The organism is Georgenia alba (assembly GCF_042665525.1).
Lineage (GTDB): Bacteria > Actinomycetota > Actinomycetes > Actinomycetales > Actinomycetaceae > Allobogoriella > Allobogoriella alba.
Genome location: NZ_JBHTCQ010000003.1, coordinates 333,291 through 356,572, shown reverse-complemented (window position 1 = coordinate 356,572; position 23,282 = coordinate 333,291). Strand labels below are relative to the sequence as shown.

Annotated in this window: 22 protein-coding genes; 11 read left to right on the top strand and 11 right to left on the bottom strand. The window is 72.4% G+C overall.

The window, feature by feature from the left end:
• Positions 1-28: 28 nt before the first annotated feature.
• From ACFQQL_RS15550 to ACFQQL_RS15535, 4 genes are read right to left on the bottom strand one after another with little or no spacing between them, the layout of a single operon-like run.
• Positions 29-643 (bottom strand): hypothetical protein, encoded by a 615-nt coding sequence (locus tag ACFQQL_RS15550; RefSeq protein WP_382396016.1) that lies wholly within the window; start codon positions 641-643, stop codon positions 29-31.
• Entirely contained in the window at positions 643-1,563 is a 921-nt protein-coding gene (locus ACFQQL_RS15545) for a carbohydrate ABC transporter permease (protein WP_382396014.1), read from the bottom strand. Before ACFQQL_RS15545 ends, ACFQQL_RS15550 begins: the two co-directional genes overlap by 1 nt.
• Positions 1,560-2,468: a carbohydrate ABC transporter permease gene (locus tag ACFQQL_RS15540; RefSeq protein ID WP_382396012.1), complete on the bottom strand. Its 909-nt coding sequence runs from the start codon at positions 2,466-2,468 to the stop codon at positions 1,560-1,562. Before ACFQQL_RS15540 ends, ACFQQL_RS15545 begins: the two co-directional genes overlap by 4 nt.
• 41 nt (positions 2,469-2,509) lie before the next feature.
• The gene (locus ACFQQL_RS15535; protein WP_382396010.1) at positions 2,510-4,033 is read right to left on the bottom strand and encodes a sulfatase family protein; all 1,524 of its coding nucleotides are present in this window, start codon (positions 4,031-4,033) and stop codon (positions 2,510-2,512) included.
• A 180-nt stretch (positions 4,034-4,213) separates the two neighbouring features.
• On the opposite strand from ACFQQL_RS15535, the gene ACFQQL_RS15530 reads away from it, so the two are divergent.
• A complete protein-coding gene (locus tag ACFQQL_RS15530; RefSeq protein WP_382396008.1) occupies positions 4,214-7,150 on the top strand; it encodes a discoidin domain-containing protein in 2,937 nt (978 codons plus the stop codon).
• Positions 7,151-7,295: 145 nt separating this feature from the next.
• On the opposite strand, the gene ACFQQL_RS15525 is transcribed toward ACFQQL_RS15530, so the two are convergent.
• From ACFQQL_RS15525 to ACFQQL_RS15515, 3 genes are all read right to left on the bottom strand, one after another.
• Positions 7,296-8,426, bottom strand: coding sequence for a glutamate--cysteine ligase (locus ACFQQL_RS15525; protein ID WP_382396006.1), 1,131 nt, complete (start codon positions 8,424-8,426; stop codon positions 7,296-7,298).
• A 115-nt stretch (positions 8,427-8,541) separates the two neighbouring features.
• Positions 8,542-9,456 (bottom strand): LLM class flavin-dependent oxidoreductase, encoded by a 915-nt coding sequence (locus ACFQQL_RS15520; RefSeq protein WP_382396004.1) that lies wholly within the window; start codon positions 9,454-9,456, stop codon positions 8,542-8,544.
• A 69-nt stretch (positions 9,457-9,525) separates the two neighbouring features.
• Entirely contained in the window at positions 9,526-10,752 is a 1,227-nt protein-coding gene (locus ACFQQL_RS15515; protein ID WP_382396002.1) for a class I SAM-dependent methyltransferase, read from the bottom strand.
• A 120-nt stretch (positions 10,753-10,872) separates the two neighbouring features.
• On the opposite strand from ACFQQL_RS15515, the gene ACFQQL_RS15510 reads away from it, so the two are divergent.
• The 3 genes from ACFQQL_RS15510 (at position 10,873) to ACFQQL_RS15500 (ending at position 13,175) form a co-directional block, all read left to right on the top strand.
• Positions 10,873-11,505, top strand: coding sequence for a hypothetical protein (locus ACFQQL_RS15510; RefSeq protein ID WP_382396000.1), 633 nt, complete (start codon positions 10,873-10,875; stop codon positions 11,503-11,505).
• 218 nt (positions 11,506-11,723) lie between these two features.
• Positions 11,724-12,020, top strand: coding sequence for a co-chaperone GroES (gene groES / locus ACFQQL_RS15505; RefSeq protein WP_382395998.1), 297 nt, complete (start codon positions 11,724-11,726; stop codon positions 12,018-12,020).
• Between the two features lie 198 nt (positions 12,021-12,218).
• Entirely contained in the window at positions 12,219-13,175 is a 957-nt protein-coding gene (locus ACFQQL_RS15500) for a metallophosphoesterase (RefSeq protein ID WP_382395996.1), read from the top strand.
• 163 nt (positions 13,176-13,338) lie between these two features.
• Here the strand turns inward: ACFQQL_RS15500 and ACFQQL_RS15495 are convergent, their stop codons facing one another.
• Positions 13,339-13,641 (bottom strand): WhiB family transcriptional regulator, encoded by a 303-nt coding sequence (locus ACFQQL_RS15495; protein ID WP_382395994.1) that lies wholly within the window; start codon positions 13,639-13,641, stop codon positions 13,339-13,341.
• Positions 13,642-13,882: 241 nt separating this feature from the next.
• Between ACFQQL_RS15495 and ACFQQL_RS15490 the strand changes: the two genes are divergently transcribed.
• Both ACFQQL_RS15490 and guaB read left to right on the top strand, forming a co-directional pair.
• Entirely contained in the window at positions 13,883-14,905 is a 1,023-nt protein-coding gene (locus tag ACFQQL_RS15490; protein ID WP_382395992.1) for a MerR family transcriptional regulator, read from the top strand.
• Between the two features lie 78 nt (positions 14,906-14,983).
• Entirely contained in the window at positions 14,984-16,576 is a 1,593-nt protein-coding gene (gene guaB, locus ACFQQL_RS15485; protein ID WP_382395990.1) for an IMP dehydrogenase, read from the top strand.
• Positions 16,577-16,608: 32 nt separating this feature from the next.
• On the opposite strand, the gene ACFQQL_RS15480 is transcribed toward guaB, so the two are convergent.
• Positions 16,609-17,328 (bottom strand): exonuclease domain-containing protein, encoded by a 720-nt coding sequence (locus ACFQQL_RS15480; RefSeq protein ID WP_382395988.1) that lies wholly within the window; start codon positions 17,326-17,328, stop codon positions 16,609-16,611.
• A 119-nt stretch (positions 17,329-17,447) separates the two neighbouring features.
• Between ACFQQL_RS15480 and ACFQQL_RS15475 the strand changes: the two genes are divergently transcribed.
• From ACFQQL_RS15475 to ACFQQL_RS15465, 3 genes are read left to right on the top strand one after another with little or no spacing between them, the layout of a single operon-like run.
• Complete coding sequence (locus ACFQQL_RS15475) at positions 17,448-18,161, top strand: NUDIX hydrolase (protein ID WP_382395986.1); 714 nt, start codon at positions 17,448-17,450, stop codon at positions 18,159-18,161.
• Positions 18,162-18,184: 23 nt separating this feature from the next.
• Positions 18,185-19,306, top strand: a complete 1,122-nt coding sequence (locus tag ACFQQL_RS15470; RefSeq protein ID WP_382395984.1) for a GuaB3 family IMP dehydrogenase-related protein — start codon at positions 18,185-18,187, stop codon at positions 19,304-19,306.
• Position 19,307: 1 nt separating this feature from the next.
• Positions 19,308-19,736 carry a GNAT family acetyltransferase gene (locus tag ACFQQL_RS15465; RefSeq protein WP_382395982.1) on the top strand — a complete coding sequence of 143 codons (429 nt, stop codon included), beginning with the start codon at positions 19,308-19,310 and terminating at the stop codon, positions 19,734-19,736.
• Positions 19,737-19,744: 8 nt separating this feature from the next.
• On the opposite strand, the gene ACFQQL_RS15460 is transcribed toward ACFQQL_RS15465, so the two are convergent.
• A complete protein-coding gene (locus ACFQQL_RS15460; RefSeq protein WP_382395980.1) occupies positions 19,745-20,989 on the bottom strand; it encodes an amidohydrolase family protein in 1,245 nt (414 codons plus the stop codon).
• 167 nt (positions 20,990-21,156) lie between these two features.
• Between ACFQQL_RS15460 and ACFQQL_RS15455 the strand changes: the two genes are divergently transcribed.
• Complete coding sequence (locus ACFQQL_RS15455; RefSeq protein WP_382395978.1) at positions 21,157-21,423, top strand: HPr family phosphocarrier protein; 267 nt, start codon at positions 21,157-21,159, stop codon at positions 21,421-21,423.
• A gap of 142 nt (positions 21,424-21,565) precedes the next feature.
• On the top strand, positions 21,566-23,008 hold the full coding sequence (locus ACFQQL_RS15450; RefSeq protein WP_382395976.1) for a class II fumarate hydratase: 1,443 nt from the start codon (positions 21,566-21,568) through the stop codon (positions 23,006-23,008).
• On the opposite strand, the gene ACFQQL_RS15445 is transcribed toward ACFQQL_RS15450, so the two are convergent.
• Positions 22,944-23,234 carry a hypothetical protein gene (locus ACFQQL_RS15445; protein ID WP_382395974.1) on the bottom strand — a complete coding sequence of 97 codons (291 nt, stop codon included), beginning with the start codon at positions 23,232-23,234 and terminating at the stop codon, positions 22,944-22,946. The genes ACFQQL_RS15450 and ACFQQL_RS15445 overlap by 65 nt on opposite strands.
• Positions 23,235-23,282: the final 48 nt, after the last annotated feature.

Sequence of the window (23,282 nt, the reverse complement as noted above, 5' to 3'; positions counted from 1 at the left end):
GCGGCTGATCTTGTCCGGTTCACGATTCTCACACCCTTGTTCGTCGTGCGTGCGGATGGGACTCCGCCCGGTCCTGCACCGAGCGGACGGTCAGGGCGAGGACGGCGGGCAGGGCCACGCCGGGCAGCAGCACGACCTCGGCGGGCACCGACCACATCAGGAGCGCGGCGGCGGCCAGGGCCGTGCAGGTCAGGGCGGCCGCCAGAAGGTGCGCGAGCGCCCACCGGTAGGCGTGCCGGAGCGCGTCGAGCGCGCCCGCGCCCGGGTCCTGCTCGAGCGCGACGAAGGACCACGGGAGGACCAGCAGCCAGGTCAGGGTCACGCCGACCGCGACCGGGGGGAGCACGACGTCGAGGACCCCTCCGGGTGAGGGCCCCAGCAGCGCGGAGACGGTGACGACGGCCAGGCCGAGGTGGATGAGCCCGAGGCGCAGCGCGGGCAGCGTCATGCGGGCGATGTACCGGAGCGTGGTCCCGAGGTCCTGGGCGACCTCCCCCCGGAGCTGTCCGCGGGCGGCGTGCAGCAGCCACACGGTCGCCGCCGGCGCCGGGACGATCAGGAGCAGGCACAGCCACCAGACCAGGCCGAGGCGGGCCAGCGTCCACGTGGTGTCGAGGACGCGGTAGACCCCGCTGGCGACCATCAGCCCTTCACCGCGCCCTCGGTCCAGCCGTGCACGAACTGGCGCTGCAGAAGCAGGAACACGACGACGATCGGGATCAGCGCCAGGTTCGCCCCGGCGAGGACGGTGTTGTAGCTCGCCAGGCCCTGGACGGCGTCGTACTGCAGGGCGTTGACACCGACGACGAGCGTGCGCAGCTCCGGCGCCGAGAGCGAGAAGGTCAGCGGCACCTGGTAGTTGTTCCACGACGCCTGGAAACCGAGGATGATCGTCGTCGCCAGGATGGGCGACATGAGCGGCAGGACGATGCGGCGATAGATCCCGAAGAAGCCGCAGCCGTCGAGCCGGGCGGCCTCCTCCAGCTCCGGACCCAGACCTTCCAGGAAGCCCTTCATGAGCAGGATGTGTACGACCATGACACCGGCGAGCTCCACCAGGGTGATGCCCGCCAGGTTGTCCAGCCCGAGAGCCTGGGCGATCTGGTACTGCGGGTACAGCATCGCGGTCGTCATGCCGATGAACAGCGTCACCATGTACAGCCCCTCGAGGAGACGCTGACCGCGCAGCCGGCGCCGGGCCAGGACGTAGGCGGTCATGCTTGAGGCGATGGTGTCCGCGACCACGAGTGCCGTGGTCACGATGACGCTGTTGAGGAAGTAGCGGGCGAAGTTCCCGCGGGTCCAGGCGTCGACGTAGTTCGACCACTCCCACCTCTCCGGCAGCAGCGACCCGGCCCGGCTGAGCAGCTGGTCGAGCGGCGTGACGGACGCGAGCAGCGAGTACACCAGCGGCGTCATCATCAGCGCGGCCAGCCCGACGAGCAGCACCATCCGGACCGTGCGCAGCACGAGACGCGACGGGCTGCGCCGCCGCGCGGACACACCGACGCCGCCCCGCCCGTCGGCGGGCGTGGTTGCCGAGGCGGTTCGCGGGCTGCTCATCGCTGCCCCCGGGAGAGCCGGATGTGCAGGACGGCGGCGATCGCGACGATGACACTCGCGGCGACGCCGAGAGCGGACGCGTACCCCATCTGCGGTACGGCCTGCGGGTCGAAGAAGTACCGGTAGATGTGCGTGAACATCACGTCCGTCGCCCCGGCCGGGCCGCCGTCGGTCAGCGTCTTGACGATGTCGAAGCTGCGCAGGATCCCGATGATGGTGATGAGGACGACGACGCGGGTCATCGGCGCGATGAGCGGCAGCACGATGTGGAGGAAGATCTGACGCTCACCGGCCCCCTCGACGGCCGCGCTCTCCATGAGCTCACGCGGAACCTGGGTCAGGCCCGCGAAGAAGAGCAGCATGATGATGCCGACGTTCGTCCAGGAGCCCACGCCGATGAGGCTCACCAGGGCGTTCTGGGCGTCGCCGAGGAAGCTGATCGGCGCGTCGATGATCCCCAGGCGCAGCAGTATCTGGTTGACCGGTCCGCGCACCTCCGCGAGGAAGAACGTGAAGATCACGCCGATGATGGCCGGTGCCAGGACGTGCGGGAGGAAGTAGAAGGTGCGCAGGATCCGCCCGCCACGGACGCCGCGGAAGAGGACGTAGGCCAGCACCAGGCCGAGCGGGATCTCGATGAGCAGCCGGCCGGCGGCGAACTTCAGGGTGGTCCATACCGAGGCCCACCACTCGCCGTCGGTGAGGATGCGGGCATAGTTCTCGGCGCCGATGAACTCCGGGTCGGTGAAGCCGTTCCAGCGGAAGAAGCTGTAGTACACGAGCCACGCGATCGGGACGACGGCGAAGATCGCGTAGGGCACGAAAGCGGGCAGCAGCATGAGGTAGCCGACCGCGTCCTCGCGGCGGTGCCAGCCACGGCTGGTGCGATGCCGGTCCCGGGGCACGATCTCCTCCTCTGCACTCCTGGCGAGCTGTCGCCGCCGGCTCAGGGCCCCACCGCGGCGAGGACGTCGCGTGGATGGCTGGGGAATCCCGTGACGCCGCGCGAGCGGTCGAACTGGTGGATGCGCTCCCGCGGCCAGACGCGGTACGGGAAGGTGGCCAGCTCGCCGTCCGCGAGGGCCGCGGCGACCCCGTGCGCGGCGAGGTGCCGGCGGAGGAGGTCGAGCAGGTGCGCCGCGACCTCCGGCTCGGTGGCCTGCAGCGGCCGCAGCTCGCCCGGGTCGGCCGCCACGTCGAACAGCAGGTGGTGACCGCCGTTGGCCATCCAGATGAGCTTGTGCCGCCCGGTCCGGACCATCGCCTTGAACTGGTCCGTCCCCGGCTCCCCGTAGTACCCGAAGAGAGTCTCGCGGCCGGGCGCGCCGTCCAGGAGCGTCGCCAGCACGTCGCTGCCCTGGCGCAGCTCCGGCCGCCCGGCGGCCGTGGTCGCGATGCCGAACAGGTCCGTGAGGCACACGAGGCTGTCCGAGGTGGACCCTGCCGGCACCCGCGCGGGCCAGCTCAGCAGGAACGGGATCCGGGTCGAGGCCTCGAAGAAGCTCTCCTTCTGCCACGCGTGGTGGTCGCCCATGTGGTCGCCGTGGTCGGAGAAGAAGCAGATCACGGTGTTCTCGGCGTCCTCCCGTGCCTCCACGGCGTCGAGGATCCGGCCGAGGCACTGGTCGATGTAGGTGATCTCGCCGTAGTACCGGGCCTTGAGAACCCGGGCGGCGGTCTCCGAGACGTCCTCGGCGTACACCGCGTGGTTCATCCAGGGGATGTGCTGGTCGAGGTGGTCCACGGCGATGTCGCCGAGCTGCGGCGGTGGCATCCGGTCGGGGTCGTACAGGCGGTTGAACGGCAGGGGAGGGGCAAGCGGTGGGTGCGGGCCGATGAAGGAGACGAGGCCGAAGAACGGCCGTCCGTCGTCGCGCTCGATGAGCTCGACCGCACGGTCGGCAGCCCAGGACTCGACGGTGAGCGCGGCCGGCAGCGGGCTCATCTGCGGGGCGTAGTACATCTCGGTCCGCTCGCCCATGAGGGCCTCGACCCAGTCGTACTCCGGGTGCTCGGCGGCGATCCAGGAGGCGTAGGCATCACCTCGGCGTTGCCCGGCGGTGGTGTAGAGCTCCTCGCTGTGCAGCTGCACGTCGTAGCCCACGGGCGCGTCCCAGGGTTGGGTGTGGAACTTCCCGACGCCGAAGGTGCGGTACCCGCGCCGTCGCATCGCCTCCGGCAGGAAGTCCCCGCACTGCTGCGCCACCCGGCCGTGCGTCGCAGGGTCCTCGGTGTTCGCGAACAGCCCGGTGGTGGGCGGCTCGTACCCGGTGCGGATCGTGTACCGGGCGGGCACGCAGACCGGGCAGGTCGAGTAGGCGTTCGTGAACGTGGCCCCGCGGGCCACCAGCCGGTCCATGTTCGGGGTGTGGATCAGGTCGTTCCCGAGCGCCCCGATGGTGTCGAACCGCTGCTGGTCCGTCATGACGAACAGGACGTTGGGTGGTTGGTGCGTCGTGTCTGGTGCCATGCCGTCGTCTGCCCGTCGTCGCGCAAATGAAGCGTTTCATTTCGCACGCTACCGGAGCGCTGGCGCGCGCGGCAAGGGATTCGGCAGCCCTGCGGACCCGAGCCGATTCTTGACAGCCGGACAAGGGTCGGCTAGACATCAGAGGTCAGACCACTGGCGACCGGTCAAGGACGACTGCCCATGCGACAGAAGCTCGGCTCGACGGCAGCCGCGCTGGGGACGATGCTGTGCTGCGCCGTGGCGCTGGCCGGCCCCGCGCCCGCGACGGACGCACCGGCGCAGGGCCCGCCGGTGTCGGAGACGGTCGTCGTCGATGGCGACAGCGGCGGCCGGGTGTTCGACGGCGCCGGGGCGGTCAGCGCGGGTGCGTCCTCCCGCCTGCTCCATGACTACCCCGAGCCGCAACGGTCCGAGATCCTGGACTACCTGTTCAGTCCTGGTTACGGCGCGGCGCTGCAGATCCTCAAGGTGGAGATCGGCGCGGACACCAACTCGACGTCCGGCGCGGAGCCCAGCCACATGCCGACCCGCGAGCAGGTCGACTGTGACCGGGGCTACCAGTGGTGGCTCATGCGGGAGGCGGTCGAGCGCAACCCGGACATCAAGCTGGCCGGCCTGCAGTGGGGCGCGCCCGGCTGGTTCGAGGGCGGCTTCTGGTCGCAGGACAACATCGACTACCTGCTCACCTGGCTGGACTGCGCGGAGCAGCACGGTCTCGAGATCGACTACATGGGCGGCTGGAACGAGAGCGGCTACGACGAGGACTGGTACGTCCGGTGGGCCGCCGCCCTCGAGGAGCACCACCCCGGCATCGAGGTGCTCGCCGCGGACGACCACCCGCACGCCGGATGGCGGGTGGCCGACTCGATGGCGGAGAACCCGCAGTTCAACGACGCGGTCGACATCCTCAGCCCACACTCGCCCTGCGGGGGACGCACCGAGTACCGCGACTGCCCCAGCACCGAGACGGCACGGGATCTCGGCAAGCCGCTGTGGATCGGGGAGCTGAGCTCGATGGCGCACGACGCCGGCGCGGCGCCGCTGGCCAGGGCGCTCAACCGGATGTACATCGACGGCCGGATGACGGGCCTGATGACGTGGTCGCCGATCTCGGCCTGGTACGCGAACCTCCCGCTCGCGGACACCGGCCTGATGGTCGCGGAGTGGCCGTGGTCCGGCTTCTACGACGTGGGGAGCAGCATCTGGTCCTTCGCGCACACCACGCAGTTCGTCGAGCCGGGGTGGCGCTACCTCGACACCGGGAGCCGGCGGCTCGAGTCGGGGGCCTCGATCGTCAGCCTCGCCTCGCCGTCGGGGCAGGACTGGAGCGCCGTCGTCGAGGCGATGGATGTCACCGAGCCCACCACGATCGCCCTACGGCCGCAGGACCTGCCTGCCGGGGATCTGCACCTGTGGCGCAGCGACGTCGCGGCGGACGGCGGCGAGACGTTCGCCGACGTCGGGACCCTCACGCCCGTCGACGGCGAGATCCGCCTGACCCTCGAGCCGGGGCACCTGTACAGCCTGACCACCACGAGCGGGCAGGGGCGGGGGGCAGGCGTCCCGGGCGGCACCGTCCACGAGCGGATGGACATGGCCTTCACGGAGGACTTCGAGGACGTCCGGCACGGCGGGCTCGCCCGATACTTCTCGGACCTCAGCGGCGGCTTCCAGGCCGAGCCGTGCGGGGCCGGCCGAGCAGGCACCTGCTACCGGCAGATCGTCTCGCAGGCGCCGATCAACTGGGGTCTGGTCGGTGACGTGCCGCTCAGCACCGCGTTCGGGGACCCGCGGTGGTGGGGGGACTACGCGGTGTCCGCGGACGTCCTGCTGGAGGAGAGCGACGACGGCGGCTACGTGGAGCTCGGCGGCCGGCTGTCCGGACAGTCGTGGGGCACCGCCGCCAGCGGGTACCACCTGCGCGTCGGGACCGACGGGTGGGCGCTGGTCTCCCGGGACCACGCCACCCGCCTGGAGACGGAGCTGACCTCCGGGCCCGAGTCCCTCGACGTCGGCACCTGGCACGAGCTGGAGCTGCGGATGGCCGGTGAGCGGCTCACCGCCTTCCTCGACGGCGAGCGCCTGGGCTCCGTGAACGACCACGGCCAGCGCACCGGCAACGCCGTGCTGGGGGTCAGCGCCTGGGACAACGCGCAGTTCGACGACGTGACCGTCCGGCCGGTCGGACCGCGGCCCAGGTTCGTGCCCCGGGACGGCCTCTCGGCGACCGCCACCACCGAGCACGGGTTCGACCGCGGCTGGACCTACGGCGCCGAGCACGCCGTGGACGACCGGCCGGAGACCGTGTGGAGCTCGCGGTTCGGCCCGTCACCGGGCCTGCCGCAGTCGGTCACCGTCGACCTCGGCTCCGTGCAGCAGGTGCAGGGGCTGACGTACCAGCCGCGGCTGGACGGCAACACCTCCGGGATGGTCACCGACCACCGGATCTCGGTCAGCCGGGACGGGACGTCCTTCACGGACGTGGCCGAGGGCGTCTGGGACCTCAGCAGCTCCACGAAGGTCGCCGCCTGGGACCGGGTGCCCGCCCGCTACGTGCGGCTGGAGGCGACGGCCGACGGAGCATGCAGCGCCACGGCGACCGCCGCCGAGATCGGCGTGGTGAGCGGCGCCGGGCCGGCCGTGACCCCGACGCCGAGCCTGGAGCGCTCGCCGTGCCTTCCTCCGCCGGAGATGGACCACACGGTCCCGCAGGAGGAGATGGGCGCCGAGGCCAGCAGCGTGCACGGGCCCAACTACACCCCTGACCGGGCGATCGACGGGGACGAGACGACGATGTGGCACTCGGCGCCCGGCGCCCAGGACCCGCTGCCGGCCACCGTGACGCTCGACCTCGGGCGGGAGTACCGCACCCAGGCGCTCGGCTACCTGCCGCGCCAGGACGGGAACCAGAACGGCCACGTCACGGCGTACGAGGTCCAGGTCCGGTCCGCCGCCGGCGAGTTCGTCACGGTGGCCGAGGGACGCTGGCCCGGCAACGGCACCGTGCAGCACGCGACCTGGGAGCCCACCACCGCCCGGTACGTCCGGTTGGTTGCCACGGACGGCACCGCCGGCGTGGCGGCGGCCGCCGAGCTGAACGTGGGCCACGCCCCGTAGGCACGCATGCGCTCGGCTGGAACATTCGTCTTGGTCTTCAAGACGAATGTTCCAGCCGAGTGGGGCGAGCGCCGACGAGCGGATCGGGTCACTCGGGCAGGCACGCCCCCGGAGCGCTCGGAGGGCGCTGGGAGGCTGCGGGACCTCAGAGCGGCCGGCCGGCCTTCATCTCGGCCACCAGCGATTCGGTCACCGCGTCCAGGCCGGACCGCTCGGCGACGCGGAGCTGGCGCTGGTAGGAGGCGCCGTCGTCGAGGATGTGCTGGACGAGCGCGAGGTCCTCCAGGCAGTCGAGCCGGTCGGCGACGGGCTCGAGCTCGCGGAGCATCCCGGCCACCGTGTCGGTGACCGGCTCCTCCTCGCCCGTGGAGTCGCGCACGAGCAGCGCCTCCATGCCGTAGCGCGCCGAGCGCCACTTGTTCTCCACGACGAACCAGCGCGGTGCCGTCGGCAGGTCCTTCCCGGCGTCGAGCATCGAGGAGTAGTGCTCCACGAGGCAGTGGGTCAGCGCGGAGGTGGCGCGGAGCTCCTGCACGTTGGTGGCGGCGTCGCACACCCGGACCTCGACCGTGCCGAAGTGCGGCGACGGGCGGATGTCCCACCGCAGCTCGGAGAACGTCTCGATGACCCCGGTCTTGGTCATGTCCGCCACGTAGTGCTCGAGCTCCTCCCACGCGTCGAACTGGTACGGGACACCCGCGGTGGGCAGCTGCTGGAACATCATCGCGCGGTTCGAGGCGTAGCCAGTGTCCTGACCGTCCCAGAACGGCGAGGCGGCGGCGAGCGACTGCAGGTGGGCGAATCGGGTGAGCAGGGCCCGCATGATCGGCAGCACCTTCGTGCGGTCCTCGATGCCGACGTGGACGTGGACGCCGAAGAGCAGCATCTGCCGACCCCACCAGCGGGTGCGGTCGATGAGACGGGCGTACCGCTCGCGGTTGGTGACCTTCTGGAACGTCGGTCGCGCGAATGGGTGCGAGCCGCCGCCGGCCAGCTCGATGCGCAACGGGTCGGTGACCGCCCGCAGGTCGCTGAGTGCGCGCTCGAGGTCATCGACCGCGTCGCGGACGGTGCGGCACACGCCGGAGACGAGCTCGACCGTGTTGAGCAGCAGCTCCGGGTGCACGTGCGGATGCGGATCGCCATCGGGGCCGCACAGCCCGGCGAGGACCGTCTCGGCGGCCTGGCGCAGGTCGCCGTCGTCCGCGTCGAGGAGCTGCAGCTCCCACTCGATGCCGACGGACGAGCGCCGCGACCGGGCGAAGTCCAGGTTCACGCACCCAGTGTGCAGCGCCCGGCGACGACCGGCCCGGCGTGCCGCCCGGCCGGTCGCTATCCGGGACGTCCGGGAGGCCGCGTCGCCTCGACGACGACATGCCCGGGCGTTCGGCTCAGCGCAGATGGGAGCTGGCCTCGGCGAGAAACTCGAGCTGCTCGAACCAGCCCGCGTTGTCCGCGCCGGTGACCACGCGATCGGCGCCCGCGGCCTCGTAGGCGGCGAAGATCTCGGCCAGCTCAAGCGGCGTCCGCGCGTGCATCGGCACACGGGCCGCCACCTCCGGCGGCATCCCGTGCTCCTCGACCAGGCTGGCGACCAGGGCGTCGTACGCGGTGCGGGCGCCGTCGTCCTCGCCGATGACGCAGTGGCCGCCCACGGTGACCCTCGGCCGCGCGACGCCGCGACCGTCGGCCAGCGCGTGCAGTCGGGCGATCGACGGTGCCAGGTCCTGCGGTGCGACCAGCGAAGGGAACCAGTCGGTGCCGTACGTCAGGATCCGGTCGAAGGCGCGGGCGGATCCGCCGAGGAGCACGGTCGGCATCGAGGCGGACGGAGCGATCAGCAGCGGAGGCACGTCCGGGTCGAGGGTGACCGGCTCGCCCTTCAGCAGACGGGGCAGTCGCTCGAGCACACCGTCCAGGGCACGACCGCGGCCACGGGGCACGATGCCGAGGTTCTGCCAGAACGGCGACCCGGGGAAACCTCCGATGCCCAGACCGAGCAGGAAGCGGCCGCCGGAGAGGTGCTGCATCGTCGCCGCCTGTACCGCCAGCCAGGGCAGCGGTCGGGCCGGTGCCGCCAGGACGGAGGTGCCGATCCGGACGTGCTCGGTGACCGAGGCCGCGGCGGCGAGCTCCAGGACCGGTTCGAAGGACGGTGTCCCGTCCCCGATCAGGACGTCCGCGGCCCACAGTGACTCGAACCCGTGCTGCTCGACGGCGCGGGCGGCCTGCGCCACGGACGGCGTGCTACAGGAGCCGGCGGTGCCCATCGCCGCCGGGAGCCCGGTCCCGACCTGGAGCGTCATGTGCGCCAGCGTGGTACCTCAAGCACTCTTGAGGTCAAGGCGTGGTCCGGGCCGGACGTGCGCGGTGGCTCAGAGCGGCTCGACGACCAGCACGCTCTGCCGGCCCGCGAGCCGGGTCAGGACCACGGTGGCCTCGCCGTCCCCGGCGAGGGAGAGCTGCTTGCGCAGCCTCTCCGGCACGACGGCGGTCCCACGCTTCTTGATCGTCAGCCGCCCGATGTCGCGCTCCCGCAGGTAGGCGCGCAGCCGCTTGAGACTGAAGACGAAGTGGTCCAGCACCCGGTAGCCGGTGGCGAACGGCGTCGTGGTGGGGGAGTCGGACGTGAGGTAGGCGATACCGTCACTGACCACCCCGGCATCGAGGTCCTCGGCGGTGCGGGCGACCAGCCCGGCCCGGATGACCGCTCCGTCGGGCTCGTACAGGTACTCGCCGATCTCTCGCACGACGGCGGAGCGCGCCGGCGCGTCCGGCGCGCCGGACGCGGTGCCCGAGACGTCACCGGACTCGGTGAGCACGTGTGCCTCGTCGCCCGCGAGCACCAGGGCCGAACGCCCGGGCCCTTCGGGGGCCAGCGGGCCGAACCACAGCCCCGCCTCCACGACCTCGCCGTCCACGCTGACCCACTGCGCGTGCACGTCGCCCGGCAGCGCCGAGTACGGGACGCCCGGCGCCACCTTCACCCCGAGCGCCGGCACGTCCTGCCGGAGCCCGAGCACCTCCGGCAGCGGCGGCGCGTAGGCGGCCGGGTCGAAGACCCGCCGACCCCCGGCACGTCGGGCCGGGTCGGCGAACACGGCGTCGACCCCCTCGGCGGCCAGGTCCAGGGTGAGGCCGTCGCCGTGCCGGACCGTCGCCGTCGGGAAGTGCCGGAGATTGACGGTGGCCAGGGCCGCTGTCGCCTCGTCCGCCTCGACGGCAAGCACGGGGATCCCCAGGGCGGACAGCGCCATCGCGTCCCCGCCCAGGCCGCAGCCGAGGTCGGCGACCAGGCTCACGCCGGCCGCGCGGTAGCGCCGGGCATGGTGGGCGCCCACGCTGAGGCGGGTGGCCTGCTCCAGCCCGGCCTGCGTGAAGAGCATGCCGGATGCGAAGTCGCCGAACTTCTCCGTGGCACGGGCGCGCAGGCGGGACTGCGTCAGCGCGGCCGCGACGAGCTCCGGGTCCACCCCGCGCGCTCGCAGCCCTTCGGACAGTCGCATCGCGGAGTCCTCGGAGTAGGGCGGGAGCTTCTCGAGGAGCGCCCAGCCGTCGGGCTCGAGCAGGCGCCTCAGACCGGCCAGGGCTGCGGAGTCCACCGGTCGATCCTAGGTGCCGGGCGGTCCCGCGCCCGACGCGGTGCCCGGGTGGTACATCGTTCGGGGGATCCGGTGCGGCGGACCGGCGTCGTACGGTCACCGGAGACGGAAGGAGGGCCGTTGCGAGGCTGGCGGCGCAGGTGGCAGCTGAAGAAGGTCAAGCCGGGCGACGGCAGCCCGCTCAAGCCCTACCGCGGTTGGCACGTGCTGTGGCGGACCGTCTTCACGCTCGACCACGCGGGGCACGAGTACGCCCTCGACGTCGACTTCTTCGACCTCGAGGGCCGCGCACGGTTCTACCGGGACGGCTCGCAGGTCGCAGTGGCGGAGATGCCGGCCGCCTTCCCCGTCCCGGACGGCGCCGTGGAGGCCGCCTCGAGCACCTACGGGATGCGGCGGGCACATCTGGTCCTGACCTCGGGCCAGGAGCGGCAGCTCGATCCGGCGCCACGGACCGGCGAGGCGTGGCGAGCCCGCCTGGCCGAGCGCAGGCCGGGCCTCAGCCGGGCGCTCGCGACCGGGGCCGTGGTCGTGCTGGTAGCCGCGTTGCTCCTGGGCCTGCCGCAGGCCATGGAGCAGCTCAGCCGGATCCCCGTGGTCGCGGACCACCTGGGCACGTTCACCTCGCCGGTGACCCTGCCCGCATGGCTGAACACCGCACTCGGCGTGGCCGGCGTGCTGGCCGCCCTCGAGCGGGCACTGAGCCTGCGGCACCACTGGCTGATCGACGGCGACGGCTTGCTGGGTGACTGACCGGCGACCGGCGGGACCTCGCCGTGAGGCGGGCGCCCGGGGACACGTTGGCACTCACCTTGACCGAGTGCTAACGGCGGCCTAGATTTACTGGCGGCGCGACCCTCGGGTCGCGGCAGTCTTCACCGAGACGGTGCGTCCGACACCCGCGACGGCGGCCGCACGGCGACGGTGATGTACCCATGTCCGTCCCATCTCATGCGAAGGGGAGGTCCGCAGTGTCGGTCTCCATCAAGCCGCTCGAGGACCGTATCGTCGTGCAGACCCTCGAGGCCGAGCAGACCACGGCGTCCGGTCTGGTCATCCCGGACACCGCCAAGGAGAAGCCCCAGGAGGGCAAGGTCCTGGCGGTCGGTCCGGGTCGTGTCGACGACAACGGCAACCGCATCACGCCCGACGTCAAGGAGGGCGATGTCGTCATCTACAGCAAGTACGGCGGCACCGAGGTGAAGTACGCCGGCGAGGAGTACCTCATCCTCTCCGCGCGCGACGTCCTGGCCGTCGTCGACAAGTGACGCGCTAGCACTCGCAGCACGAAGCCCCGGCCCGATGCGGGCCGGGGCTTCGTCGTGGGTGTGGCTCGTTCCGCGATGGACGAGAAGTGTTCATCCGGGTGTCCCGCGGACGACGGCTCGGGGTCACCCGGCTGCCATGAACTGGCTGCCATGCGCCAGAGCCGTCCTCAGGGCCGTCCTCCGTCCCGGAAGACCGTGATGTCCTCCGCGTCCCGCCCCACCCCGGCCGGCAGTCCGAGCCGGCGTGCCGTCCTCGGCCTGGGGGCGCTCGGCGTCGCCGGCGTGACCCTCGGCAGCGCCGCACCCGCCGAGGCCTGGCACCACCGACTGCGCTTCGGTGTGATCGCCGACTGTCAGTACGCCGACAAGCCCGACCTCGGCAGCCGGCACTACCGCGCGTCCGTGGGCAAGCTCGAGGAGGCCGTCGAGGTCCTCAACGACGCCGACCTGCGGTTCGCCCTGCACCTCGGTGACTTCATCGACGAGTTTCCGGAGAGCTTCGACGTCGTGGTCCCGATCTTCGAGCGGCTGCGCATGGCGAAGTACCACGTCCTGGGCAACCACGACTTCATGCTGCCCCGCGAGCAGGTGCTCGAGACCCTGCGCATGCCGGCCTCCTACCACCACTTCCGCCGCGACGGCTGGCGCTTCGTCGTGGTGGACACCAACGACGTGAGCACGTACGGCAATCCCGCCGGCTCCGAGAAGCACGCTCTCGCCGAGGAGATGCTCGCCCGCCTGGAGGAGCAGGGCGCCCCGAACGCCCAGACGTGGAACGGCGCGGTCGGTGCCGAGCAGCTCGCGTGGCTCGAGCGGACGCTCGAGGGAGCTCGGCGCCGTGGCGAACCGGTCGTCCTCAGCTCGCACCATCCCGTCTACCCGGCGAACGAGCACAACGCCTGGAACGACCACGAGCTGGTCGACCTGGTCGCGGGGTTCGACAACGTCGTGGCGTGGTTCAACGGCCACAACCATGCCGGGAACTACGGCTTCGCGGGCGGGACGCACTTCGTCACGTTCGAGGGCATGGTCGAGCTCGACTCCAACTCCTTCGCGGCCGTGGAGGTGGGGCACCACGGCCTGGTGGTCGAGGGGCATGGCCGCGAGCCGAGCCGCCTGCTGCCCTACGGGCGGCCCGCGGCCGAGCCGCGGTAGCGGCGACGGGCCCGAGCGGGTCAGGGCCCGACATGCAGCACGAGGCCCCGGCCATCGGCCGGGGCCTCGTCGTGCGCCGCGACGCTCGATGCCGATCCGACGTCATCTCACGACGCCGGCCCTCCACGGCACCGGCGCTCCGCCGGCACGATCCCGCGGCGGGTCAGGATGCGGCGGGGTAGCTCACCGCCGGGCGTCGGGCGAGAATCTCCTGCCGCTCGTCCTCGCTCAGGCCACCCCACACGCCGTACGGCTCGCGGACGGCGAGCGAGTGCTGGCGGCACTGCTCGAGGACGGGGCATGTGGCGCACACGGCCTTGGCCGCCGCATCACGTCGCCGCCGAGTGCCGCCGCGCTCGCCCTCCGGGTGGAAGAACAGGTCCGGGTCGGCATCACGACACGCACCCTCGTACTGCCACTCCCAGAGATCCATCACGGGTCCGGGAAGTCTCGACAGCTCAGCCATGTCACCGATCCTCTCGTTCGGGTGGTGCACAAGCCATGCACCTGAACAACGTGCTGAACAACGCGTTGAACAATGTGCTGAACAACCTAGCAACCGGTGCGTAGCTTGTTCAACCCCCTCTTCGCGGGAGAATCTCGTGCGGAAGGCGTGCGGTGTTCGTGCGGGTGCTGAGGGGCGTGGGAGAAAGCGGTTGGGCGCGTCCTGTTGGCACCCGTTGCGTGATCGCGTCAGGATCGTTTCCATGACGACGGAACGCGGCGACGTCGGTCCCTCCCGACGCGACGCGACCCCGCAGAACGGCCGTGCGGCGGACGAGGGGTCGACACGCGACGACGCGCCCGAGGGTCTCGAGGGCCCGCACAACGGACAGACGCCGGCCGCACCGCTGACCGTGGCGGGAGTGGCGAGCCGGCTGGGGGTCGCTGCGTCCACGCTGCGCACGTGGGACCGGCGCTACGGCCTCGGACCTTCCGCGCACGTGGCCGGCGCGCACCGCAAGTACACCCCCGACGACGTCGCACGCCTGGAGCGGATGCGGCAGCTCACCCTGCAGGGCGTCGCGCCCTCGGACGCCGCGCGCGCCGCCGTCGCCTTCGACCCGGCCGACCCCACGGCCTTGGTCCCCGAGCCCCCGCCGCCCGAGCCGCGTCGCCGCGAGCGTCTCCTCGTCGACGCGCTCTCCCTCGCGGCCGCTGCCGTCGAGCCGGACGCGCAACGCGTCGAGCGCATGCTCGAGCAGGAGGTTGCAGACCAGGGCGTCGTGCGCGCGTGGACCACCGTCGCCGAACCTGCCCTGGCCATGCTCGGACGCCGGGACAAGACGGACCTGCCGGGCGTGGAACCGGAGGCCGTGCTGCGGGCGGCACTGCTCGGGGCGGTGCGCCACGCGGCCGAGTCGGCCACCCACGACGGTGCCCACCTCGTGCTGCTGTGCGCGGCCCAGCCGGAGCGGCTCGCCGCGCACGTGCTGGCCGGAGGGCTCGCCGAGATCGGCGTCCGCGCGCGGGTGCTCGCGGTGGAGGACATGACGGACGCGGACCAGATCCTGGGTGCCGCAGAGCGCCGTCGTGCCGGCGTGCTCGCCGTCCTCGGCGACGCCTCCGGCACCGAGGAGCTCGTCCGTGCCGCGTCGGACCGGGACGCCTTCACGATCTACCTGCTCGGTGACGAGACGCCGCAGGTGTGGCTCCCGCGGGTGCACCGGGTCCGCACGCTCGCGGCCGCGGTCGAGGAGCTCGCGGCAGCGGCCCGGGCCGCCGCCTGACGCAGAGCGTCGGGGCTGTGTCCGTCGCCACCCCGACGCGCCCTACGGCGCTCCCGCCGTGCCGCGTACGATCGTGACATGGCAGAGACGGTGACCGAGTCGAGCGCATTCACCCCCGCCGCGGAGCCTCGCCTGCCCCAGGCCGATCCGCGACCCGCCGAGCCCGCCGAGGCCCACGACCCGTTCGGGCGCCTCGGGCTCACGTACGACGACGTGCTGCTCCTGCCCGGGTACTCCGACCTCTCGCCGGCGGACATCGACACGACCGCGCGGCTCACCCGCGAGCTGACCCTGCGCGTGCCACTGGTCAGTGCGGCCATGGACACCGTGACCGAGTCCCGCATGGCGATCGCGATGGCGCGGCAGGGCGGCATCGGCGTGCTGCACCGCAACCTCTCGATCGAGGACCAGGCCTACCAGGTGGACCTCGTCAAGCGGACCCAGACCGGCATCATCTCCAACCCGGTCACCATCGGTGCCGACGCGACGCTGGAGGACCTGGACACCCGGGCCGGGCAGTACCGGGTCTCCGGCTTCCCGGTGGTCGACGCCGACGATCGCCTCATCGGCATCATCACCAACCGCGACCTGCGCTTCACCCCGGCCGCCGAGTGGGCCACCACCCGGGTGCGTGACGTCATGACGCCGATGCCGCTGATCACCGGACCCGCGGGGATCTCCCGCGAGGAGGCGACCCTCCTGCTGCGCAAGCACAAGCTGGAGCGGCTGCCGCTGGTCGACGCGGACGGGAGGCTGGCCGGCCTGATCACCGTCAAGGACTTCGTGAAGTCCGAGCAGTTCCCCAACGCATCCAAGGACGGGCAGGGCCGGCTGATGGTCGGCGCGGCGATCGGGTACTTCGGGGACGCCTGGCAGCGCGCCACCACCCTCATCGACGCCGGGGTGGACGTCCTGGTGGCCGACACCGCGCACGGGAACGTGCGGATGCTCATCGAGATGGTGGAGCGGCTCAAGCGCGACCCCGCCACCCGGCACGTGCAGGTCATCGGCGGCAACGTCGGAACGCGGGAGGGTGCGCAGTCCTTCGTGGACGCCGGCGCGGACGCCGTCAAGGTCGGCGTCGGCCCGGGCGCCATCTGCACCACGCGCGTGGTCACCGGCGTCGGCGTGCCCCAGGTGACCGCGGTCTACGAGGCCGCGCTCGCCTGCCGGCCCGCCGGAGTCCCGGTCATCGCGGACGGCGGGCTGAAGTACTCGGGCGAGGTCGGCAAGGCGATCGTCGCCGGCGCCGACACGGTGATGCTCGGCTCGATGCTCGCCGGCACCGAGGAGACACCCGGGGAGACGATCCTCGTCAACGGCAAGCAGTACAAGGACTTCCGCGGCATGGGGTCGATGGCCGCCATGTCGAGCCGCGGCAAGAAGTCCTACTCGAAGGACCGGTACTTCCAGGCCGAGGTCACCGACGACGACCTCATCGTCCCGGAGGGGATCGAGGCGCGAGTGCCCTACAAGGGTCCGCTGTCCACGGTCGCCCACCAGCTGGTCGGGGGCCTGCACCAGACCATGTTCTACGTCGGTGCACGCACCATCCCCGAGCTGCAGGCCAAGGGACGGTTCGTCCGGATCACCTCCGCCTCCCTCCAGGAGAGCCACCCGCACGACGTGCAGATGACCGTCGAGGCACCGAACTACGCGGGCCGGCGGTAACCAACGACGCCGGGAGCGCGGGCCCGGGCGGCTCAGCTCACGGCGGCGAGCGGCGGTGCCGCGGGCAGCGGCCAGCTCGGGTCGACCGGCAGGCGCCCGTCCTCCGCGTGGCGGGCGTTGTGGCCCTCCGCCCAGTCGCGGTAGGTCGTGACCTGCCACGCGTGCAGGTCCGGCAGCGACATCTCCCCTAGCCGCGGGAACGCCGCGGCGATGCCGGCCAGCACGTCGAGGGTCGCGATGACGTCGACGTCGGCGGTGTGCAGGCTCGCGGCGGTCGGCACGGCGTAGTGGAGGCACAGGTCGCCCAGCGTCCGCGGCGTCTCCCGGGCCGGGTCCAGGGCGCGGTCCAGGAGCAGCGGGTCGATGACGCGCAACCCGGTCCGCAGGCGCTCGCGTAGCCGGGGCAGCCGGTGCCGGGCGAGCTCGTTGTCCAGGAGGGCGAGGTCGTAGGCCGCGTTGTAGGCCACGAGCGGCACGCCGGCGTGCTGCGCCCCGGCGATGCCCGCGGCGATCTGGTCCAGCGCTACAGGCGGGCGGGCGCCGGAGGCACGGACGAGCTCGGTGGTGATGCCGTTGATGGAGCTCGCCGCCGTCGGGATCTCCACGCCCGGGTCGATGAGCCAGGTCCGCACGTCCGTCGTCGTGCCGCACCGGCGGACCAGCGCGGCGGAGACGATGCGGTCGGAGGTCACGTCGACCCCGGTGGTCTCGGTGTCGAAACCGAGCATCTCGCCGTCGCACCAGGTGCTCACGCGGACCTCCTTCTGGCAGCACTGTGCCACCCACCGACGACATCCCGGTCGCGACCCGCCCGGGCGTGCGGTGATTGCCGGAGGACCGGGCCGCCCGTGATGTCGGGTTGAATAGGCGCGTGGGTCCCGCGGAGACGAAGGCGAGCCTGCGCGACCTGTCGGTCCGCGCGCTCGCGGGCCGGGTCGACCCGATCGGCGGGGCACACCGGTACGACGCCGCCGTCGCCGCGACCCTCCGGCAGGCCGCCGTGCTGCTGCTCTTCACGCTGGCCGGCGGCCGCGGCCAGGACGCCGCCGGCCAGGACGCCGCCGGACCGGACGGCCTGCCGGACCTCTTCCTCGTGCAGCGGTCCCGGGCGCTGCGCAACCACCCCGGCGAGATCGCGCTGCCCGGCGGGAGCCTCGACGCCGGCGAGGACGCCGTGAGCGCCGCGCTCCGGGAGAACCACGAGGAGATCGGGCTGGCGGCGCGGCACGTCGAGGTCCTCGGCGAGCTGCCTCCGATGCTCGCCCCGTTCTCGGGCTTCGTCGTCACGCCCGTGCTTGGCTGGACCGACGCCCCCGGGGAGGCGGACGAGGTCGAGCCCGGCGAGGTGCTGCACACCCTCCGCGTGTCGGTCGGGTCGCTGGTGGACCCACGGGTCCGGCACACCGTGACGTTCGCCGACCGGTCGAGCATCGGGTTCCTGCTGCCCGAGGGTCTGGTGTGGGGGATGACGGCGAACCTGCTCGACCATGTGCTCACCGGCCTGGGCTGGGCGAGGGAGTGGGACCGCGGCCGGACCGTCCCGATCAGGCGGGACGACGGCGGGGTCTGGGTTCCGGACATCTGACGCCGGCCCGGTAGCCTGCACCGGTGACCGAGATCGAGATCGGCCGGGGCAAGCGCGCCCGGCGCGCCTACAGCTTCGACGACGTCGCGGTCGTGCCGTCCCGCCGCACGCGGGACCCGGAGGACGTCTCCGTCAGCTGGCAGATCGACGCCTACCACCTCGAGACACCGGTGCTGGCGGCGCCGATGGACTCCGTCATGTCGCCGGCCACGGCGATCGAGCTCGGCCGGCTCGGCGGGATCGGGGTGCTGGACCTCGAGGGGCTGTGGACGCGGTACGAGGACCCGAGCGGGCCGCTGGAGGAGATCGTCCAGGTGGAGCCGGCGGAGGCCACCCGTCGGCTGCAGCGGATGTACGCCGAGCCGGTCAAGCCCGAGCTGATCACCGCGCGTCTGCAGGAGATCCGGGCGGCGGGGGTCACCGTGGCCGGGAGCCTCAGCCCGCAGCGCACGCAGGAGCACTGGCGCACGGTGGTCGAGGCCGGCGCGGACCTGTTCGTCATCCGCGGCACGACCGTCTCCGCCGAGCACGTCTCCTCCCAGGCCGAGCCGCTCAACCTCAAGCGGTTCATCTACGAGCTTGACGTGCCGGTCATCGTCGGCGGCGCCTCCACCTACACCGCGGCCCTGCACCTCATGCGCACCGGCGCCGCGGGTGTGCTGGTCGGGTTCGGCGGGGGAGCGGCCCACACCACCCGTGTCTCGCTCGGCATCCACGCACCGATGGCCTCCGCCGTCGCCGACGTCGCCGCCGCGCGACGGGACTACCTCGACGAGTCCGGCGGCCGGTACGTGCACGTCATCGCCGACGGCGGCGTCGGCCGGTCCGGAGACCTGGTCAAGGCGGTCGCGTGCGGCGCCGACGCCGTCATGCTCGGCGCGGCGCTCGCCCGGGCGACCGAGGCGCCGGGCAAGGGCTGGCACTGGGGCTCCGAGGCGCACCATCCGGAGCTGCCGCGCGGGGAGCGGGTTCGCGTCGAGACCGTCGGAACGCTGGCGGAGATCCTGCACGGGCCGTCCTCGAGCGCCAACGGCACGCTGAACCTCGTCGGCGCGCTGCGCCGGGCGATGGCCACCACCGGCTACTCCGACCTCAAGGAGTTCCAGCGGGTGGAGGTCGTCGTCTCGCCGTACAGCCCGCACTGACGTGACCGCCCAGGACGGGCTCGCCGTCGGTCCGGTGCGGGAGGAGGAGACGTCCGCCGTCGTCGCGCTCTGGGAGGCCTGCGGCCTGACCCGGCCGTGGAACGACCCGTGGCACGACCTCGCCCAGGCCCGTGACGGCGCGACGTCGACCGTCCTGGTCGCGCGCGACGCCGCCGGCGTCGCCGGCTCGGTCATGGTCGGGTTCGACGGCCATCGCGGCTGGATGTACTACCTCGCCGTGGCCGAGCAGCATCGGGGTGCGGGCCTCGGAGCCCGCCTCGTGCGTGCCGCCGAGACGTGGCTCGCCGACCTGGGATGCCGCAAGGTGGAGCTCATGGTGCGCGAGGGCAACACCGTGACGGAGTTCTACCAGGCGCTGGGCTACGAGCGGCAGCAGGTCACGACGTACGCGCGTTGGTTGACCGAGTAGCCGGCGCGTCAGCCCCGCACGCCGCCCAGGAGCCGGCCACCGCTGGCCACGAGGCGGCCGCCCTTGTAGACGTCCCTGTCCCGCGGGCAGTCCATGACGGCCGCGGTGACGGTGTCGGCGTGCAGCAGCAGGAAGTCCGCCGGTGCCCCCGGCGCGAGGCCGAAGACGGCGTCCTCACGCAGGGGAGTGCCGTCCGGTCGGGCGCCGGCCATGACCTGCGCACCGCCGCGGGAGGCGACTTCGTAGCAGTGCTCGATCGCGTCGTCGCGGCGGAAGGAGTTGGTGAAGGCGAGCTGCCAGGCCCGGCGCAGCAGGTCGCCGTCGCCGTACGGGCTCCAGTAGTCCCGCTGCCCGTCCTCCCCGAGCCCGAGGGCGACCCGGTGCTCGCTCAGGACCGTCTGCGGCAGCGCGCCGTGCGCCGGCGCCACCGTGGTCAGCGAGATACCCGCCTCCGCGAGCAGCTCCACCGTCCGGGCGACGTCCGGGTCGGGGTTGGAGACGAGCGCGAACGCGTGCGAGATCGTGACCGACCCCTGCATCCCCAGGGCCGTGGTGCGCCGGGCGATCTCCTCCATGGTGAAGAGGCCGGCGGTGCCACGCTCGTGCAGATGGATGTCCGCGCCCTTGCCGTGCTTCTCGCACAGCCCGAAGACGACGTCGAGATGCTCGACCGGGTCACGGTCGTACAGCAGCGGGTCCAGGCCGCCGACCAGGTCGGCGCCCTCGGTCAACGCAGCGTCCAGGAGGTCGCGGACCCCGGCCTCGCGCACGATCCCGGCCTGCGGGAAGGCGACGACCTGGCTGTCGAGCACGTCGCGGTGGAGCGCGAGCGCGTCCCGGACGCCGAGGAACCGCTCGAGACGGCAGTCGGCGTCGACCTGGGCGTGCGAGCGGATCCTGGTGCCGCCGGAGGCCACGATGGCGGCGATGGCGTAGCAGGCCTGCTCGCGCACGCCGCGCTCGCCCTCCCGCCAGTGCGCCCGGTCGTTCATGATGTAGCCGTGCAGCGTGCCGTCCGCGGTGTGCGGACGGAAGGTCTGGCCCAGCCGGTTCGAGTCGAGGTGCGCGTGCACGTCCCCGAGGGCGGGCAGCAGCAGCCGGCCCTGGCCGTCGGTGACCTCCGCGCCGTCGGGGGCGGGGGCGCTCCCGGCCGGGGCGACGGCGGTGATCCGGCCTTGGTCGACGGTGACGTCGACCGCGGCCTCGTCGTGGTGCCGGGCGAAGAGCCGGACGTCTCGGAAGAAGCTGGTCATCGGCGGGTGGCTCCTGAGGTCGGGACGGGTCGAGGGGCGGGACGGCTGAAGGTCGGGAAGGTGCTCGAGCACGCCCATGCTCGCAGTTCCACGCGAGCGCACCGCGTGCTGTCGTACTCTCCCTCCACGGTGCGGAACGAGCCGCACCTGGACAGGAAGGACCGTCCATGGCCCAGCGCAGTGCCGTCGTCGCCTCCAAGGTCGGGCTGCACGCCCGTCCTGCCGCCGTCTTCAGCAAGGCGGCAGCGGAGAGCGGGATCCCCGTGACGATCACGAAGGACGGGGCCGACCCCGTGGACGCCGGGAGCGTCCTGGCGGTCATGACGCTCGGCGCGAACCAGGGCGACGAGGTGACGCTGAGCGCCGACGGGGAGCGGGCCGAGGAGATCCTCGAGGAGCTGGCGGCGCTCATCGCGACTGACCTCGACGCCTGACGAGCACGAGCGAGGGACGAGCGGAGTGCGAGGAAGCGTCGCAGAGGGCTCGACGCCTGACGAGCACGAGCGAGGGACGAGCGGAGTGCGAGGAAGCGTCGCAGAGGGCTCGACGCCTGACGAGCGCGCGCGGGGTGGCAGAATGGCCGGGCCGTCCCACAGCCGACCAGGAGGCGCCAGCGTGACCGAGGAGACCGACTTCCGGATCGAGCACGACACCATGGGCGAGGTCAGGGTCCCGCGGGATGCGCTCTACTCGGCCCAGACGCAGCGGGCCGTGGAGAACTTCCCGATCTCCGGTCGCGGCCTCTCGGCGCACCACATCGCTGCACTCGGCCAGGTCAAGCGGGCGGCGGCGATCGCGAACGCCGAGCTCGGCGTGCTCGAGCAGGACGTGGCCGACGCCATCGTCGCGGCCGCCGAGGAGGTCATCGCGGGCAAGCACGACGCCCACTTCCCGGTCGACGTCTTCCAGACCGGCTCGGGCACCTCGTCCAACATGAACACCAACGAGGTGGTCGCGAACCTCGCGAGCACCCGCCTCGGCCGCAAGGTGCACCCGAACGACCACGTCAACGCCTCCCAGTCGTCCAATGACGTCTTCCCGTCCTCGATCCACATCGCGGCGATGCAGGCGGTCACCGACGACCTGCTGCCTGGCCTGGAGGTCCTCGCCGAGGCGCTCGAGCGCAAGGCCGAGGAGTTCGCCGACGTCGTGAAGTCCGGGCGGACCCACCTCATGGACGCCACCCCGATCATGCTGGGGCAGGAGTTCTCCGGGTACGCCACGCAGATCCGCTACGGCATCGAGCGGGTCCGGGCCACGCTGCCGCGGCTGGGCGAGCTGCCACTAGGCGGCACCGCCGTCGGGACCGGCATCAACACGCCCGCCGGGTTCTCCCAGCGCGTCATCGCGCTCATCGCCGAGAACACGGGCCTGCCGCTGGTCGAGGCCGCCAACCACTTCGAGGCCCAGGCGGCGCAGGACTCCCTGGTCGAGACCTCCGGTGCGCTGCGTACCATCGCCGTCTCCCTCACCAAGGTGGCCAACGACCTGCGCTGGATGGGCTCCGGTCCGAACACCGGGCTGGCGGAGCTGCGCCTGCCCGACCTGCAGCCGGGCTCGTCGATCATGCCGGGCAAGGTCAACCCGGTGGTCCCCGAGGCGACCGTCATGGTGGCCGCCCAGGTCGTAGGCAACGACGCCGCCATCGCCTTCGCCGGCGCCCAGGGCAACTTCGACCTGCTGGTCACGCTCCCGGTTATTGCCCGCAACCTGCTGGAGTCGATCACCCTGGTCGGGAACGTCTCGCGGGTGCTCGCCGTCCGGACCGTCGACGGGCTCGAGGCCAACGTGGAGCGGTGCCTGGCGCTCGCGGAGTCCTCGCCGTCGATCGTCACCCCGCTCAACCGGGTCATCGGCTACGAGGCCGCCGCCAAGATCGCCAAGCACTCGGTGGCCAAGGGCATCACCGTGCGCGCCGCCGTCGAGGACCTCGGCTACGTCGAGCGCGGCGAGGTCACGCCGGAGCAGCTCGACGCGGCGCTGGACGTGCGCTCGATGACGGCCCCGCCTCAGGGCTGAGCTCGGGCCGCGCGTCGAGACGGGCCAGGCCGTCGGCCATCGCGGCGACGACGTCGGCCGCCTGGTCCGGGGCGAGCCGGATCGTCGCGACGCACACGTTGCCGCGCCAGACGCTGATCGTCACCAGCCCGGCCTCGGGCCGGGCCGAGACGACGACGCCGCGCCCCTCGCCGCGCGCGTCCGGGACCCACCGGGCGTCCGGTGAGAGGTGAGGCGTCGCGGCCATGCCTCGATGCTCCTCCGGGCGGCACCGGGCGGTCAATGGTGGCCGACG

What these genes read in the sequence shown, in the direction of transcription:
- ACFQQL_RS15550 (WP_382396016.1), bottom strand. Translation starts at nt 643, where the DNA reads ATGGTCGCCAGCGGGGTCTACCGCGTCCTCGACACCACGTGGACGCTG.
- ACFQQL_RS15545 (WP_382396014.1), bottom strand. Translation starts at nt 1,563, where the DNA reads ATGAGCAGCCCGCGAACCGCCTCGGCAACCACGCCCGCCGACGGGCGG.
- ACFQQL_RS15535 (WP_382396010.1), bottom strand. Translation starts at nt 4,033, where the DNA reads ATGGCACCAGACACGACGCACCAACCACCCAACGTCCTGTTCGTCATG.
- ACFQQL_RS15530 (WP_382396008.1), top strand. Translation starts at nt 4,214, where the DNA reads ATGCGACAGAAGCTCGGCTCGACGGCAGCCGCGCTGGGGACGATGCTG.
- ACFQQL_RS15520 (WP_382396004.1), bottom strand. Translation starts at nt 9,456, where the DNA reads ATGACGCTCCAGGTCGGGACCGGGCTCCCGGCGGCGATGGGCACCGCC.
- ACFQQL_RS15500 (WP_382395996.1), top strand. Translation starts at nt 12,219, where the DNA reads ATGTCCTCCGCGTCCCGCCCCACCCCGGCCGGCAGTCCGAGCCGGCGT.
- ACFQQL_RS15495 (WP_382395994.1), bottom strand. Translation starts at nt 13,641, where the DNA reads ATGGCTGAGCTGTCGAGACTTCCCGGACCCGTGATGGATCTCTGGGAG.
- ACFQQL_RS15490 (WP_382395992.1), top strand. Translation starts at nt 13,883, where the DNA reads ATGACGACGGAACGCGGCGACGTCGGTCCCTCCCGACGCGACGCGACC.
- guaB (WP_382395990.1), top strand. Translation starts at nt 14,984, where the DNA reads ATGGCAGAGACGGTGACCGAGTCGAGCGCATTCACCCCCGCCGCGGAG.
- ACFQQL_RS15460 (WP_382395980.1), bottom strand. Translation starts at nt 20,989, where the DNA reads ATGACCAGCTTCTTCCGAGACGTCCGGCTCTTCGCCCGGCACCACGAC.
- ACFQQL_RS15455 (WP_382395978.1), top strand. Translation starts at nt 21,157, where the DNA reads ATGGCCCAGCGCAGTGCCGTCGTCGCCTCCAAGGTCGGGCTGCACGCC.
- ACFQQL_RS15450 (WP_382395976.1), top strand. Translation starts at nt 21,566, where the DNA reads ATGGCCGGGCCGTCCCACAGCCGACCAGGAGGCGCCAGCGTGACCGAG.
- ACFQQL_RS15445 (WP_382395974.1), bottom strand. Translation starts at nt 23,234, where the DNA reads ATGGCCGCGACGCCTCACCTCTCACCGGACGCCCGGTGGGTCCCGGAC.